This is a genomic window from Pseudomonas sp. Root401, from assembly GCF_001425105.1.
Taxonomy (GTDB): domain Bacteria; phylum Pseudomonadota; class Gammaproteobacteria; order Pseudomonadales; family Pseudomonadaceae; genus Aquipseudomonas; species Aquipseudomonas brassicacearum.
This window is the reverse complement of record NZ_LMDO01000055.1, coordinates 70528-85857: the sequence shown is the minus strand read 5'-3', so window position 1 is coordinate 85857 and position 15330 is coordinate 70528. Positions and strand designations below refer to the sequence as shown.

15 protein-coding genes, 4 tRNA genes and 1 pseudogene are annotated in these 15330 nt (G+C 57.1%); 6 read left to right on the top strand and 14 right to left on the bottom strand.

Annotated features, from left to right (window positions below; genetic code table 11):
* Nucleotides 1-8: 8 nt before the first annotated feature.
* From ASC85_RS26495 to ASC85_RS26470, 6 genes are all read right to left on the bottom strand, one after another.
* Entirely contained in the window at nucleotides 9-1325 is a 1317-nt protein-coding gene (locus tag ASC85_RS26495; protein WP_057452002.1) for a TadE/TadG family type IV pilus assembly protein, read from the bottom strand.
* Between the two features lie 71 nt (nucleotides 1326-1396).
* A complete protein-coding gene (gene cpaB / locus ASC85_RS26490; RefSeq protein WP_057452001.1) occupies nucleotides 1397-2209 on the bottom strand; it encodes a Flp pilus assembly protein CpaB in 813 nt (270 codons plus the stop codon).
* A gap of 15 nt (nucleotides 2210-2224) precedes the next feature.
* Nucleotides 2225-3553: a hypothetical protein gene (locus ASC85_RS26485; RefSeq protein WP_057452000.1), complete on the bottom strand. Its 1329-nt coding sequence runs from the start codon at nucleotides 3551-3553 to the stop codon at nucleotides 2225-2227.
* A gap of 2 nt (nucleotides 3554-3555) precedes the next feature.
* Nucleotides 3556-4086, bottom strand: a complete 531-nt coding sequence (locus tag ASC85_RS26480; protein WP_014339542.1) for an A24 family peptidase — start codon at nucleotides 4084-4086, stop codon at nucleotides 3556-3558.
* Nucleotides 4087-4112: 26 nt separating this feature from the next.
* A complete protein-coding gene (locus ASC85_RS26475; protein ID WP_014339543.1) occupies nucleotides 4113-4307 on the bottom strand; it encodes a Flp family type IVb pilin in 195 nt (64 codons plus the stop codon).
* Between the two features lie 156 nt (nucleotides 4308-4463).
* On the bottom strand, nucleotides 4464-4658 hold the full coding sequence (locus ASC85_RS26470) for a Flp family type IVb pilin (RefSeq protein ID WP_008070254.1): 195 nt from the start codon (nucleotides 4656-4658) through the stop codon (nucleotides 4464-4466).
* 312 nt (nucleotides 4659-4970) lie between these two features.
* On the opposite strand from ASC85_RS26470, the gene ASC85_RS26465 reads away from it, so the two are divergent.
* Nucleotides 4971-5840, top strand: coding sequence for a response regulator transcription factor (locus ASC85_RS26465; protein ID WP_057451999.1), 870 nt, complete (start codon nucleotides 4971-4973; stop codon nucleotides 5838-5840).
* A gap of 47 nt (nucleotides 5841-5887) precedes the next feature.
* On the opposite strand, the gene ASC85_RS26460 is transcribed toward ASC85_RS26465, so the two are convergent.
* A complete protein-coding gene (locus tag ASC85_RS26460) occupies nucleotides 5888-6319 on the bottom strand; it encodes an Lrp/AsnC family transcriptional regulator (protein ID WP_057451998.1) in 432 nt (143 codons plus the stop codon).
* 188 nt (nucleotides 6320-6507) lie between these two features.
* Between ASC85_RS26460 and ASC85_RS26455 the strand changes: the two genes are divergently transcribed.
* The 4 genes from ASC85_RS26455 to ASC85_RS26440 all read left to right on the top strand — a co-directional run bounded on the left by ASC85_RS26455 (nucleotide 6508) and on the right by ASC85_RS26440 (nucleotide 11267).
* The gene (locus ASC85_RS26455; RefSeq protein ID WP_057451997.1) at nucleotides 6508-7221 is read left to right on the top strand and encodes a YczE/YyaS/YitT family protein; all 714 of its coding nucleotides are present in this window, start codon (nucleotides 6508-6510) and stop codon (nucleotides 7219-7221) included.
* A 100-nt stretch (nucleotides 7222-7321) separates the two neighbouring features.
* Nucleotides 7322-8806, top strand: a complete 1485-nt coding sequence (amrS, locus tag ASC85_RS26450; protein WP_057451996.1) for an AmmeMemoRadiSam system radical SAM enzyme — start codon at nucleotides 7322-7324, stop codon at nucleotides 8804-8806.
* Nucleotides 8803-9948, top strand: coding sequence for a PLP-dependent transferase (locus ASC85_RS26445; protein WP_057451995.1), 1146 nt, complete (start codon nucleotides 8803-8805; stop codon nucleotides 9946-9948). Before amrS ends, ASC85_RS26445 begins: the two co-directional genes overlap by 4 nt.
* A 62-nt stretch (nucleotides 9949-10010) precedes the next feature.
* The gene (locus tag ASC85_RS26440; RefSeq protein ID WP_057451994.1) at nucleotides 10011-11267 is read left to right on the top strand and encodes an aminotransferase-like domain-containing protein; all 1257 of its coding nucleotides are present in this window, start codon (nucleotides 10011-10013) and stop codon (nucleotides 11265-11267) included.
* Between the two features lie 66 nt (nucleotides 11268-11333).
* On the opposite strand, the gene ASC85_RS26435 is transcribed toward ASC85_RS26440, so the two are convergent.
* From ASC85_RS26435 to ASC85_RS26415, 5 genes are all read right to left on the bottom strand, one after another.
* Nucleotides 11334-11966, bottom strand: a complete 633-nt coding sequence (locus ASC85_RS26435) for a LysE family translocator (protein WP_057451993.1) — start codon at nucleotides 11964-11966, stop codon at nucleotides 11334-11336.
* 272 nt (nucleotides 11967-12238) lie between these two features.
* Nucleotides 12239-12314: transfer RNA gene (locus ASC85_RS26430), tRNA-Gly, on the bottom strand.
* 3 nt (nucleotides 12315-12317) lie between these two features.
* Nucleotides 12318-12393, bottom strand: a tRNA-Glu gene (locus ASC85_RS26425).
* A gap of 104 nt (nucleotides 12394-12497) precedes the next feature.
* A tRNA-Gly gene (locus ASC85_RS26420) sits at nucleotides 12498-12573 on the bottom strand.
* 2 nt (nucleotides 12574-12575) lie between these two features.
* Nucleotides 12576-12651 (bottom strand) — tRNA-Glu (locus ASC85_RS26415).
* Between the two features lie 371 nt (nucleotides 12652-13022).
* Between ASC85_RS26415 and ASC85_RS26410 the strand changes: the two genes are divergently transcribed.
* A complete protein-coding gene (locus ASC85_RS26410) occupies nucleotides 13023-13781 on the top strand; it encodes a hypothetical protein (RefSeq protein WP_057451992.1) in 759 nt (252 codons plus the stop codon).
* 185 nt (nucleotides 13782-13966) lie between these two features.
* Here ASC85_RS26410 and ASC85_RS34015 read toward each other — a convergent pair whose 3' ends face one another.
* Together ASC85_RS34015 and ASC85_RS34010 are read right to left on the bottom strand one after the other, a co-directional pair.
* The gene (locus ASC85_RS34015) at nucleotides 13967-14830 is read right to left on the bottom strand and encodes a methyl-accepting chemotaxis protein (RefSeq protein WP_371103551.1); all 864 of its coding nucleotides are present in this window, start codon (nucleotides 14828-14830) and stop codon (nucleotides 13967-13969) included.
* Nucleotides 14828-15052: pseudogene (locus ASC85_RS34010) on the bottom strand (HAMP domain-containing protein); the annotation flags it as partial. The pseudogene ASC85_RS34010 and the gene ASC85_RS34015, both read right to left, overlap by 3 nt.
* Nucleotides 15053-15330: the final 278 nt, after the last annotated feature.

Here is a 15330-nt window from a genome sequence, read left to right as displayed (position 1 = left end):
GACGCCTCCTACGAGTCGGTGCTCGGAGTGCCGCTGCCGTTGAGATAGGTTTTGTAGAGCTGAATGATCTGTGGGCCGGAATCAGTGGACGGCGTCGGGCCGGGTACGTTGTCGCCCTCGCACTCCTGGACGAACTGGCCAAAGATGATCGACTCCGAACCACCACCGTTCACCGGCTGCAGGACGAAATAGCAGCCGAACCCCAAGACCGGAATCGACGTCGAGCCGCTCAGTTTCCCGGCGCAATCGCCAATCACGATCTTCAGCATCCGACGCTCGAAAACCCCGTTGCTTTCACAACCGCTGGCGCCCCCCGCCACACAGGCGGCGACCTGGGCCCGCCAGTCGTTGTAGTCCTGTATCGCCTCGCCGCCTGCCGAGAGATCGCCGTTGCTCGAGGTGATGGACTGACCTTTGTATTGCGCCTGGGAGAGCGAATCGTTGTAGGTGATCGCCGGGGTGCCTGAGGACGTGACCAGGTCCGGTGGGTAGTCCGAAGAACTGACCGGGCCGTTGTAGATACCGAAGCGCGTATTCAAACCTTGGGAAGTTGGGCCGGCTTTATTACCTGGCGCAGTCTGGACGTTGTCGCCGACACTGCGGCAAACCGAGCCACCACCGGCCAGATCCTCCCGGACTGCGCTGCCGCCTGAGCCGAAATCGAGCAATTGGAAGTTGCCCGGGCCGATGGGCGAGGTGTTCCCTGCTGCCGTTTTCAAGACTTCCAGGTCGCCAAACTGATACCCCCAGAAGTTGCCGGCGGCCGGGTTGTATTGAGTGGGATCGCCACAGACCATCAACGGCGCCAGGTCACAAGGAGAGGTGGGGCTGGGACCGGCAGTGGCAATCGCCGCCACGCGCTTGTTGCCCAAGCCGGCGCTGCCCATCGTTTGCACGAAGCTCCAGAAAAAGCCGTTCAATTGATAGCTGGACACCGACACCCGTACGTATTTGGCATCGCTAGGTCCTGGGTAGGAGAACGGGCCGTAGACGCTGCTGGAGAGTTCCACCTCGGCAAACGCACCCGGGTTGCCGGCGATTGCGGTGGCCAACTCGGTGTTGCCGACGGCGTTGGCATTTCTGTTGAGCGTGTCCAGGGCCGCCGCGCGGGTGGTGCTGGCCATGTTGATGCCGCCAGTCACCTGGCTCAGGGTCTTGGCCCCGCCCAGGGCCGCGGCATCCACCGCATTTTGCAGGCGCGTCTTGTTCAACAGCATGTGCCCACCATCCAGGGCCAACGCCGCCATCATGGAAATCGCTACCAGCGCGATCACCATCAGTACACTTACCGCCCCTCCCTGGCGCCGGATATTGGCATTCATCATCGAGCCCTCATTACAACGTTTGAGGATCGGCATCGCCACGGCCCGCAAGGGCCTGGCATAGGAGGCGTTACTCAGCGGACATTGATCACACTGCTTTCAACTCCGCGGATCAGCGTGATCGCCCCGCCTTGCGGTTTGGCACTGCGCTGCACCGCGGGTTTTGGCAGTGGAGCGGCCATCGCCATGACTGGCGCCGGGGCTGGCGGCGCAACGGCCACGGCCTTTTTCTCCAGGTTCAACGGGTTGCGCAAGGCCAATTGCAGCTTGCCCTCGGTCTGCGCAGTGACCAGCAATTCCGCTTCGGTGGCGGACATTTCCAGCGTCACGGCCCGCACCACTACGGGTTGGGTCTTGTCCGTGCCTGCGGTCTGGTCCACGGCCAGCACCCGCAGGTTTTCCAGGATGGTCCGGGATGTCGCGCTGTTGCTGCCGGCGCTGGTGGTCTTGGTCGCCAGGACATCGACCCGGTTGCCCGGCAAGAGGAAGCCACCCACGCCGACCACATCATCCACTCGTACCGAAATGGCCCGTTTGTCCGGTGCGATCAGCGAAGCCAGGGTGCTGCCTCCCAAGTGCTCGCTCAGGCGCGCGCCCCGCACGATGTCGCCGCGCAGGATGTCGAAGGTGGCGATCTTGCCTACAGCCTGCTCGCTGGCATCGAAGGCGTCGTCCGGGATCGTGTCCATGGGCATGCGCACGGTCGTGACTTGCTGGGCCTCGACCATTTGCCCGAAGGGGATTTCCACCGTGGCGACCACCACGCTTCGCAAGTGGTCATCGGGGGTCGCGTTGAGTCGTGCGCTCAGCCAGGAGTCGGCCATCCATGCGGCACCAAGGCCCATTACCAGGGAAACGCCTATCAGGGGAAGCGTACGAGAGCTCATGTCGGTATCTCCAGATCAAAGGAAGTCGAGCTGAACGAAGTAGTTGTGCCAGGCCCATTCCAGCTCTTGCGGCGACAGGGGCCCGGAACCGCCCAGGTAACGCTGGCGGTCGAGCGCCATGTTCAACAGGTCACGGGGATGGCAAGGCACCAGCGGCATGCCTTCGCCGGCATACAGCCGCTGCAGGACATAGCGCACCAACAGCGGGTCATAGGGGATGCCCAGGCGTTCGCACTCCTGGCGCCAGATTTGTTCGTATTCCTCAGGCTTGAGGTAGCCGAACTGCACCTTGTAGCCAATGCGCCGCAGGAAGGCCTCGTCGGCCAATTCAAGGGGATTGAGGTTGGTGGAAAACACCAGCACCAGGTCGAACGGCAATTCGCAATGCCGGCCGCCGCCCAGGTTGATGAAGTCGCGCTTCTCCTCCATGGGCACGATCCAGCGGTTGAGCAACTCGGCTGGGGCCATGCGCTGGCGGCCCATGTCATCGATGATGAACAGACCGTTGCTGGCCTTGAGCTGCAACGCCGCCTGGTATTGCCGGGTGAAAGGGTCGTAGCGCACGTCCAGCTGTTCCATGCTCAGCTCGCCGCCGGTAATGACGATCGGGCGTTTGCAGCACAGCAGCCGGCGGTCGATGCCTTCGTTGAGCATCAGGTTGTTCGATTGGCCGTTGTCATCCAGGCGCTGGTGCACCTGCGGGTCGTAGATCTCGATCACCGATTCGTTGATAACGATGGCATGGGGCACCCAGATCGCCTCGGCGAACAGCCGGATCAATCGGCTGCTGACATAGGTTTTGCCCGTGCCCGCCGGGCCGTAGATCATGATCGCCCGCCCGGAATTCAGGGCCACGCCCAACTGGTCGAGCATGCCCTGGCTCAGCACCAGGCCGGCCAGCGCCTGATGCATGTCCTTGGCGGTGATGCGGCCATGGTGAATGGTCTGGATCTTGATCAGCGAGCGATAGGTGCTCACCGGGAATGGCGCCGCGCCGATGTAGCCGCTACGGGACAGGGCGTCACGCGCCGAACTGCGGCCGCGCTCGGTCAGGCCATAACGCAGCGTCTGCCCGCCCGATTGTCCCAACTGGCCCAGCACTTCGACGCGACCGTCCTTGCGCAGGAACGCCAGGACTTCTTCCAGTACCGCGCCGGTCAGGGCCAGGCGCTCCACCAGCCGCGACATGTCCAGCACACCGGCGTCGTGCAGGTGCTTGCACACCAGTTCACCCAGGAAGCTGTCGCTCAGGCCGGTGTCGCGAATGGTGCATGGCTGTGGCGCCAGGCGCTGGACCGCTTCCCGTTCGCTGGGGTAGGCATCGCTATCGTTGATGACGTGCATGACTAGACTCCCCAGCCGCCGGCAACCAGTTGCCAGTAGACGCTGTTCAAAGTGCCGATCAGGATCGCAATCGAATAAGGAAAGGGTTTGCCGGCCACTTCATCGGAAGTCGGCGCCAGATAGGACTGGGCTCGCACAATCAGCCAGTAACGCCCCAGGGTCTGGAGCAGTTGGCCCCGGGCCAGGACGATCAGGAAACCGCACACACCGCCGGCGATCAGGCTGAACAGCGCCGCCCACAGTGCGTAATGAAAAGGCAGGAAGCTGCCGACCATGGTCATCAGCTTGACGTCACCGGCGGCCATGCCACCGACCGCATACATGGGCAGGAACAACCCGAAACAGATCAGCATGCCCAACAGGCTGTCGCCCAGGCCGCCGAGCCCACCAGTATAAACCTGGCCGGCCAACCCCAGGGCAAGGCCCAACAGGACCAGCGTGTTGGGGATGCGGTGGCGACGCAGATCGCTCACCACCGCCACACCCAGCAGTCCTACCAGCAGTACCGTCGACACCAGCAATTCCATGGACATGATGCGTCTCCCTAGTTTGGTTATTGTTAGCAGGCGACGTTGCCATTGGCGGCTTGGCACAACGCACGGATCTTGGTATCCACCACACCGCCCAGAAGGACGAATGCCGCTGCCACCAACACCGTGATCAAGCCACCCGCCACCGCGTATTCAACAATGGTCAGGCCGTCTTCATCTTTGGCGAACTTGCTGATCGAAGTTCTTATTGTCTGGAAAGTCATTTCATGAACCTCACGCTGATAAGAAGTACTGCTAAAAACTTGGGTAGAGGGGACAGCGCAAAGTCCATTTGATTGATTCGTTGTACTCACTGCAAAAGAGTCGCAAGCGTTATTCCTTGAAAGGTACCGTGTCCCCGTCGCTGCAAGTTGCCGCGGTCAGCAGGCAACGTTGCCGTTGACCGCCTGGCACAGTGCACGGATCTTGGTATTCACGGCGCCGCCCAGAAGAACAAACGCGGCGGCCACCAATACGGTGATCAACCCGCCGGCCACTGCATATTCCACAATGGTCAGGCCATCTTCATCTTTGGCGAACTTCAGTACCGAAGCCTTGATAGTTTGAAGAGTCATTTCGCACACCTCATCGGGGTTGTTTTTTCAAGGGGCAGTACATTGCGAACTGCCTGATGCAACCCTAGTCAGCAGGTGGTCATAGCCGTTAGGAGGATTTTGCACATCGCTAGGATTTTTTTGCGGGGATGGAAAAGGCGCCAGGGGGCGGGAAATCCATCCGTGCCGCAGCGCAAAGGGGCGCTCGCCAGCATCCCGTGACGGGGGTGGCGCTAAAAGATCGAATTTTTATAAAAAATTATTCGGCGAAGTGATAGCACAGTGACAATACTGCTAGCTAAAGGGCAGAAAGAACCTCTGGGTAGTCGTCCTATGACGTCACATCTGACTGGCAAGCCAAAGCTGTTATGGTTCGATCTGACTCATGATCGGTCCACCAAGGAACTCATTTCCCAGTTCCTGGACACGTGCGATTGCACATTGGCAAAAAACGCCATGCTGCCCAGCGGGGAACAGGTCGACATGATCTGCATCCACTTCGATCGCCCGGACACGCCGGGCCTGCGGCGCCTGTTGGAGATCAAGCGGACCGTTCCGGCCATCCCCATCACCATGTTCACCGTGCAGCACTCCGAAGAACTGGCGGTGTGGGCCATGCGCTCCAGCGTCTGGGAATACATGGTGGTGCCCCTGTCTACCGCCGAGAGAAAGCGCTACCTGACGGCCGTGGTGCAACTGTGCGAGTTGCGTCGCAATACCAATGGCCGGGGCAAGACCTCGCAGATCGACCACTCCCCGACCCTGCCGGACAGTATCCGCCTGACCTCCGGGCACCAGAAACACCAGGCCCTCAGCCACATCATGCTGTACATCGACCAGCATTTTCGCGAAAGCATCGATCAGCGCGATCTGGCCAAGCGCTGCGGCATGACCACGTTTCGCTTCAGCAGGGTGTTCAAGGAAGCCAACGGGCTCGGCTTCACCGACTACGTGCTGAACAAACGCATGAGCTTTGCCAAGGAGCTGCTCGATAACAGCCAGATGCCCATCACCAGCATCGGCTACGAGGCAGGTTTCAAGGACCCTTCCTACTTCGCCCGCGCCTTCAAGCAATACGCCAGTTGCACCCCCAGTGAGTACCGTCTTGCGTACCAGATGCGCAGCGCAAGTCCCGCACCGGCGCCTGCGGATGAGGCAGCTCTGGAAGCGATTGAAAACCTGGTGCACAGCCTTGAGGGGTGAGCCATGTTTGTTCAGCAGAGCACGTAGTCAGTGCGCAGCACCCAGGCTCATGGGGCGAGCTTTCTTCTCTCGATAGGAATGGACAGGACAATGCTGGTGCGCGTCTCTCCGTAGGCGTTGATTTTCGCAATGATGTCCTCGATCTCAGCCATGGATCTGGCGTAGATCCGGATCAGATAGGAGTCGTTTCCGGTGATGTGCAGGCACTCGACGACTTCGGGTATGTCGGTGAGCGTTGCTATTAATTTGGACTTCGCCGGCTTGAGAGTGGTGATGCCGACGACAGCTGATATGCCATACCCCAGTTTGGTTGGATCTAACTGAGCGTAATAGCCCTTGATCACCCCTGAGTCTTCAAGTTTACGCAACCTGTCATTGGTGGCAGGAATAGAAAGACCTGCGTGCTTGGAAAGCTCTGTGATGGAAATGCGACCACAGTCCTGTACCTTACCCAGGATTTTGACGTCTATACGATCCATGTGCGTTTTCCCCGGTTAAAAGTATAAATTTTAATGAAAAGCCCGCGTTTTTCATTAAAAAAAGCATGCACCAAAATAAAGCAGAGCGCTAGTCTATTTCCAGCCTGAAAGCCTGAGGGCAATCAATAGCCCTGCTCTTTAGCGTGACGCACTCATAATAAAATATTCTCTCCAGGGATGGTGTTCGCATGGAAGATGAAAAGATAAAGTGTGGAAAAAAGTCATACTCTTTCACCCAGCACATTGGCACGCAAGTGCTAAATCTGCGGCGTTTCAAGAAGGACCAGATCCTGATGTACTTGACGGGTGTCGGTCTCTTTTCGCTGGGCGCCAAGTGCTTCATCATCAGTCAACTGGGTACCGACCCACTAGACGTCTTGATCATCTCGATCGATAAAATACTTATGCTGGGCATGGGCATTTGTTCGGCTATCGTGTCCCTCTTCTTCCTGACATGGTGGATGCTCTGGAACAAAAAATACCCGCCGATAAGTCCCTTTATTACAACAACACTGACCGGTCTGCTGATTGATCTCTGGTCATGGCTGGGGCTCGGAGAGTATTTGATCGCGAGAATGAATGAGTACACGTTATTGGCGACGGGGCTGATGTTATGTGCCTACTCCTCCGCATTGATCATCATGAGCGGTATTGGAATCAGAATCATGGACCTCGTGGTACTGACCATGGTCTCCAAGTGGGGCTGGTCATTCACCAAAGCCAAAATGATCATTGAAATCGGCATCTTTTCGAGCGGATGGCTTTTAGGCGGCCCGTTCGGCGTGGGAACGATTGCATTCCTGTTAGTGATCGGCCCGCTTATTCAACCCTTCATGAACATGAATGCCAAGCGCTTTTCCCTCAAGAACCATGGATTAATTCGCGCTTCATCCGCTTACTAATACCTATAAAGATGGCTGCCATTCATGGCGGCGGGATTGTTTCGCCTTGATTTTTTCAACCGATGATATTGATAGCAACTTCCGTGATGAGGAGTGAGAGATGGACACTACAAAAAATAAAAACTGGACCTTGGAAAGCAGCCCGGCAAAACTGGAAGAAATACTTCCGGGGGGCGCCGTCAAGTGTCATCTTTCCCCACGAAACTGTGTCATACAGGAGGGCAAGGTAGGTTTTTGCAAAGTGCGCGGAAACCGCGGCGGCAGACTCGTTACATTGAACTACGGCAAAGGCGTTCACAGCACGGAAGAAACCATTGAGACCGAAGCCGTTTTCCACTTTGCCCCTGGAGAGCGGATCTTGTCCCTGGGCAATATCGGCTGCATGCTCAACTGCGGTTATTGCCACAACTGGAAGACCTCGCAAGCCAAGTACGTCACCGACAAAGACGTTTACTACTACACCCCTGAACAAGTTGTGGAAACCGCACTCAAGCACGGAATACGCGTCATTTCCTGGACGTATAACGATCCCGTTGTCTGGCACGAATTCATCCTCGACACGGCAAAGCTGGCCAAGGAAGCGGGCCTGATCAACCTGTATAAATCGGCGTTCTTTATCAGTGAAGAAGCCATTGATGAACTATTGCCGGTCATCGATATTTTCTCGATTTCGCTGAAATCCATTTCCCCGGAATACTACCGCAAGGTCACGACCGGCTGGGTAGAACCGGTCCTGGCCGGCATCAAGAAGGTCTATGACGCCGGTAAATATGTCGAGGTCAGTACCTTGATGGTGACCGACATCAGCGACGACGAGGAAACGGCCCGGAAAATCAGCCAGTGGGTATTGGATGAGCTAGGCCCGAATGTGCCGCTGCACTTCGTCAGGTTCCACCCCGATTACAAAATGAGCAACAGCATCCGTACCCCTGTGGACCGGTTGCTGAAGGCTCGGGACGTTGCTCGCAGCATGGGCGTTGAGCACGTCTACCTGGGCAACGTGAATGACGTCGAGGGAACCAACACCAGCTGCAACAACTGTAACGCCCTGCTCGTCACCCGCTATGGCTTGAACGCTGAAATCATCGGACTCGACAGCAAGGGTTGCTGCTCTCAATGCGGGCATGACGCGCATTTCAAATTACTCGGCGAGCATCAGGCGAACGCCCCTGTCGAGTTGCGAGAGGACGCGCTGAGCGCTTACGAGAAACGCAAGTTCGAGTGGCATGGGGATATCGTGTCGCTGCACGCCCAAGTGCTGAATACCGAAGATTTCGAACAGACCGTCTACCTGCGGCGCAACTATACGGACGGGCACAACAGCGATTGGAAGTCACTGACACTGCGGCCGCATGAAAGCTATCGATTCATTATTGCCAAGGCACGCATCGATGAAACCGGCCCTGAGGTCTGGCTCCCCAACGGGGTGAACTCGAACCTTCATGAAGTATTCGACAGGGCTCACTTCCCCACGGAGTCGATTGAAGAGATTGGTATTTCGCAAAACGACATTACCCCGACCATTGGCTACGAGGGCAAGCAGAACATGTATGAACAGGTCATCAAACTGGTCAGCCAAGCATGAAAGTGTCCACTGAAATACTTCATATCAAGGTCGATGACCGGGATGCGCGTCCTTCGGTAACGCCTATTTATCAGTGCAGCGCCTTCAGCGCTGACTCGGCCTTCTTCTACTCAAGGAAGGCCAATCCCAATGTGAGTGAATTGGAACAGGTTGTCGCGTCCCTGGAGGGCAGCGAATATGCCCTGGCCTACAGCACCGGGATGAGCGCCATCTACATGGTGTTGGAACTGTTGAAACCGGGTGCTTCGCTGGTCATCAACAAATACATCTACGGCTGCTCTTATAAATTGTTCCAGCGGTATGCGGCACGCATCGGCGCACACCTGACGATTCTGGATCTCACCACACAAGACGGGTTGAATACCTTGCCGGCGAACGTCGACATGGTCATTTTCGAAACACCGACCAACCCGTTCCTGAAAGACATCGATATTCATGCGGTCAGCCGGGCCGTCAAGCAAAACAACCCGCAAGCACTGGTGGTGGTTGACAACACCTGGGCCACGCCGATATTTCAGAAACCGTTGAATTTTGGCGCCGACATTTCACTGTACAGCGCAACCAAATACTTCTCCGGACATAGCGATGTCATGGGCGGCCTGGTTCTGGTCAACAGTGAAATGATTTACAACCGCCTGCTTGAGGGTCGCTTTTATTCAGGCACGATATTAACGCCCAATAGCGCATGGTTGCTTCGCAGAAGCATGCAGACGTTCAACCTGCGCATGGAAAAGCACAGCCAGACGACAGCAAGCATGCTCAACTATCTGCGCGAGCTGCCCTTTATTGAGCATGTCTATTACCCACGCGTCGATGGCAAGCAACTGACCGGTTATGGCGGCATTGTGTTTGTTGATATCCGGCCCGACCTGGTTCCCTTCTACAAAACGTTCACCAGCGCGCTCAAATGGTTTGGCACGGGCACTGGAATGGCCTGCGTGACATCAATGGTTGCCCAGCCCTTCAGTGGCAGCCATGCCTCGATGACAGATCAGGAAAAAGCGGACATGGGCATCGAAAAAGGCCTGGTTCGATTGTGCTTTGGCCTGGAGGACCTGGATGACCTCAAGGACGACCTGCTGCAGGCATTCGAAGCCACGCAGAGGCAGGTCGATCAAGAGCGCTCACTCGATCCTGCGTAGCGGGTGTTGATCATGAGCAACGGGCCTTCAATGGCTCGTTGCTTTTTTATGGAGAAGCGAAAGTGTCCAGCGCATTCGAAAGCACGATATTCGACGACCCCATCCTGAACGTCATCCACTTACTGAACTCCATTGCCCAAGAGAACCCGGAGGCCATTTCACTGGCCTCCGGTCGACCCGATGATGAGCAGTGCGACCCTTCGCTCATCGACAGCGGCCTGGCCCAATACAAAGATCACGTTGCCGGCACCGAACAGTCACTTGCGACGCTGCTCTGCCAATATGGGAAAACCTCTGGAATCATCAATGAAATAATCGCCAGCCATTTGCAGGCGGATGAAGCGATCAACGTTTCCAACCCTGAAAGCATTGTGGTGTGCATGGGCTTTCAAGAAGCCTGCACCTTGACGCTCCTGTCCCTTTTTGAAGAAGGTGGGGTTTTATTGGTACCTGACCCGGTGTTTTCCGGGATCACAGGGATCGCCAAACTGCTGGGTATAAAAATAGTCCCCGTCCCCATGACGGTCTTTCTTGATCCGATCGCCCTGCGCAGGCTCATTGAAGCGCTGGAATCCAGAGGTGAAAGAATCAAGGCGCTTTATGCGATTCCTGACTTCAGCAATCCTACCGCCGACAGCCTTTCCCATGACGACAGGAGAGCCATGCTCTCCCTCGCCGATGAAAAGAACTTTTTCATCCTCGAAGACACTGCCTACCGTTACTTCAGGTACGAAGGCGATGCCATTGCGTCCATGAAGTCCATCGACAGCCGCCGGGTGTTCTTGCTGGGCTCGTTTGCCAAATCGATTTTCCCGGGCTTGCGCATGGGCTATGTGGTCGCCCCAGAGGGCACTGGGGTCACGTCCTTCAGCAGCCGATTGTGCAAGGCCAAAAGCCTGATCACGGTGAATACCCCTGCCTTGTGCCAAGCGGTAGTCGCAGGCTTGCTGATCGAGCACAACTACTCGTTGAAAGGGCTGAACCAACCCAGGGTGCTGTCTTATACAAAGAAAAGAAATCACATGCTTGAATGCCTTGAGCGCGAATTTCCATTCAGGATCGGCGCTCAAAGAGCGGTCAGCTGGAATCATCCGGCAGGCGGCTTCTTCATTAATGTGCAGCTGCCTTTCGTCTTTGGATATTCTGAAATGCGCGAATGCGCCAGGCTATTCAAGGTGATTGTATTTCCCACCACCTTGTTTTCGCTGATGGATGAGGCCACCACCCAGGTCAGGCTGTCGTTCAGCAATGCAACTGCCTCGCAAATCACCCAGGCGATAGGCCGTTTCAGGGCATACGTCGAGTTCAGACTGCAATAAAACGTCCCCATGCACGCAGGGGAGAAACCAGGCTTATGCCTCGCTCAGCGAGGCATAAGCTCCAGGTCAGGTTCCCGTGGCGAGCATGACGCCTGTGGCAACCTGGTAGGCCCCCAGGATGGTGATGGTTGCCCCTGAAAAGTAGTTGATCAGCCTGAGCTTTGATTCGGCAATCCGCGCCTTGAAAATGGAGGAGAACCCACTTAACCCCAGCCACCAGGCAGCCGAGCCCAGGAAGATACCGGTCACCATCGGCAGCAAGGCGTGCTGGCCGCCTTGGTCACTGGCCATGCCGTCACTCAAGGCGGCAAATATCGCGATAAACGACAAGATGGTCATGGGGTTGGACAGCGTCAGGAACAGCGTGGTCGAGTAGGCTTTGAACATGTTGGCACGCTCACCCGCCATGGCCGTCGCACCGCCCTTCGATCGTATTGTCTGATAGCCAATGTAGGCGAGGAACAACCCACCAAAAATACACAACCAGGGTTTGAAGCTGATGAGCGTCGCAATGATGGCCGTGACACCCAGGGCACCGATGAATCCATAGATCGAATCGGCTGTGGCCGCGCCCAATCCCGTCGCGAAACCAGCTCTCCACCCAAGCATCAGGCTTCGCTGTATGCACAACAGCCCAATGGGTCCTACAGGGGCTGCAATGCACAGCCCAATGACCATCGATTTAACGAAAATCAGCATAAATGCATCTCCAGAATGGGTACTGGAAGGTTAGGAGAAGTGCATTTTTTTAGGAATGAACTATTAATCTTCCTAGGCGTTTTCCCTTAAATTTTGCAGGAAGTACTCGCACCTCCCCTTCAATATTAAGGAAAATCGTCGCCATCCCCCTCAGACAACGCAAACCGCTCGTTAAAGGCCTCTTAGCGCCGGATCCATAACCTTGGGCATTGAAATGGCTTTTTTACGCGCATAAAAAAACGCCGCTCAAATGAGCGGCGTTTTTTTGAATTTGGAGCGGGAAACGAGACTCGAACTCGCGACCCCGACCTTGGCAAGGTCGTGCTCTACCAACTGAGCTATTCCCGCAAATGGCGTCCCCTAGGGGACTCGAACCCCTGTTACCGCCGTGAAAGGGCGGTGTCCTAGGCCACTAGACGAAGGGGACACGCTGCCCGGAACACATGGTGTGTGTTCCAGTGCCCAGACCCGCCTCCGAAGACTTGGTTCTGGTTTCACTCAGCCCTGCCCGAAAGCAACGCTGTTTAAAATTGGAGCGGGAAACGAGACTCGAACTCGCGACCCCGACCTTGGCAAGGTCGTGCTCTACCAACTGAGCTATTCCCGCATTGGCGTCCCCTAGGGGACTCGAACCCCTGTTACCGCCGTGAAAGGGCGGTGTCCTAGGCCACTAGACGAAGGGGACACACGTACAACATTCACTCCTTATAGCGTTTGGCTGAGTGCTTTACGCTGTAAGTGGCGCGCATTCTATGGATGGATTGAAGGGTCGTCAACCCCCAGATATAAATTTATTTAAATCAATGACTTCGCCCGGTTTGGAGGCGATCCGGACATTTTGCCCGCCCGGTCTCTGACGCCTATATTCTGTCACCCGCCGAGACGCTATAGTCGCACCCGGCAAATGATGGCAATGTGCATCTACCCGGTTATGCTTCCTATAAACAGCACGACGCCCGTCTAATCGCGTCGCTCGGGCCTATGCGCTTAAAAGCCAAGCCACTACACTCATGACATGCGTACCACAATAAAGAGGTCTTACCGGTGACACCACTCATGATCACCCTGCTCGTCGTAGCCGGGATCGCCCTGTTGATCGCCATTGGCTACATGAACCACGTGGTGGAAAACAACAAGCTGGAAAAGGCCCGCACCAAGGTAGAACTCAACGACCGCATGCGTCGCTGTGGCGAGCTCACCGAAACCTTCCCCGGGCAGTTGATGACCCCTGCCCTGAAGTTGTTGATGACGCGCCTTGAGATGAACGTCTGCCAGCGCTTGCTGAACCTGGAGAAGACCAATTCCGCGGTCAAGGCACGCCTGGACGAATTGAGCGCACTGGCCGCGCAGGGTGAATCGATCCCGGTGAACAATCCACCGGCACCGATCCAGACCGAAGCCAAGGCCAAGGACGTACGGTTTCTGCTCGAGGCCTTGCACGGCCAGATCACCCGCGCTGCCCAGGACGGTTTCCTGCCGCCTAACGAAGCCAAGCGCTGGATTCGCGAAGTGCGGCACATCCTGGTGCTGCTGCACATCGAGTTCTTCAACAACCTCGGCCAGCAAGCCCTGCAGCAAGAACAACCCGGACAGGCCCGCCTGGCCTTCGAGCGCGGTGTGCAATACCTGCGCAAGCAACAGGAACCCCAGGTCTACGCCGAACAACTGGCCTACCTGGAGAAACTCCTGGCCCGCGCCAATGCCCAGGTCCTGGCCAGCACCCAGCCGGTCGAAGGCGAGGTCAACCAGTTGACCGAAGGGCTGAAGGACGCCGAAGTCAACGACGAGTGGAAGAAGAAGAAGGTCTACGACTGATACTTGGGCAAGGCTATTAAACCTTCCTCTTTGTGGTAAGCGGCCCCACCTGTAGGAGCTGACGAGTGCAACGAGGCTGCGATCTTTCCGGTCACGCTTGAGTCTCAACCGAAAGTCAAAAGATCGCAGCCTCGTTGCACTCGTCAGCTCCTACAGCTCAGCCACCAGGATCTCCGTCGTTTTGGTCACAACTTGAAATGCCCCACCATCCCTTTCAGCTCAACCCCCAACTGCGCCAGCTCGATGCTGGAAGCGGCATTGCCGCGCATCGCCAGGGAGGATTGATCGGCGCTGGCGCGAATGCTGGTGACACTGCGATTGATCTCCTCGGCCACCGAACTCTGCTGCTCGGCCGCCGCCGCGATCTGTTGGTTCATCTGTTGGATCAGTGATACCGCCGCCGCAATACTGCCCAAGGCGCTTTCGGTTTGCAGTGCATCGCTGACCGCCATCTTCACCAACTCGCCGCTGCTCTGGATCTGCTGCACGGAAGCCTGGGCCGCTGACCGCAGGGCGCTCACCAGTCGCTCGATCTCCTCGGTGGACTGTTGCGTGCGCCTGGCCAACGCCCGCACCTCATCGGCCACGACCGCAAAGCCCCGGCCCTGCTCCCCGGCCCGGGCCGCCTCGATAGCGGCATTGAGCGCCAACAGGTTGGTTTGCTCGGCCACGCTCTTGATCACACTCAGCACCGTGCCGATGTTCTGGATCTCGGCGCTGAGGCTTTCGATGCTGGAGCTGGCCGACGTGGCCGAATCGGCCAACTGCTCGATGCGCACCATGCTCTGACGCACCACCTGTTGGCCGCTTTCGACCTTGTCGTCGGCAGTCTGGGCCGCTTGTGCGGCTTCTTCGGCGTTGCGCGCCACATCATGCACGGTCGCCGTCATCTGGTTCATCGCCGTGGCGACCTGCTCGGTTTCCTCTTTCTGGCTGCTGACTTCCAGGTTGGTCTGTTCAGTCACGGCCGACAGCGACTGGGCCGAATTGGCCAACTGCTCGATACCGGCCTGCAGGCCGCTGACGATACTGCTCAGCCCCGCGCCCATCTGTTGCATCGCCTGCATCAACTGACCAATTTCATCCCGGCGCGTCACTTCGACCGTGGCGCTCAAGTCACCCGCCGCAATCTGCTGGGCCACGCGAATGACACTGCGCAGCGGCGTCACGATCAGCCGGGTTATGACCCACGCCGCGATCAATCCCACCAGCAACGCCAAGGCCGACGAACCGATGATCAGCAGCGAATTTTTCTTCAGTTCGGTCTGCATGGCATGGTCTTCGGCACTGAAGGCCTGGTCGACCCTCGCCACCACTTGATCGGCCCGCTCGTGCAGCTGCTGGTAGACGACTTTTTCCTTCGCCAGCAGGCCGGTGTATTCGGCCAATTGTTCATTGAACCCGGCGATATGCCCGGCCACTTCATTCAGCACGGTCTGGTAACCCGGGTCCTTGACGGTGGTCTTGAGCACGTCGGCCTGTTTCATCGCCTGCTCGGCCTGTTCGATGTTGCCTTCTCCGGCACCCTCGACATTGCCTTTGCGGCTCT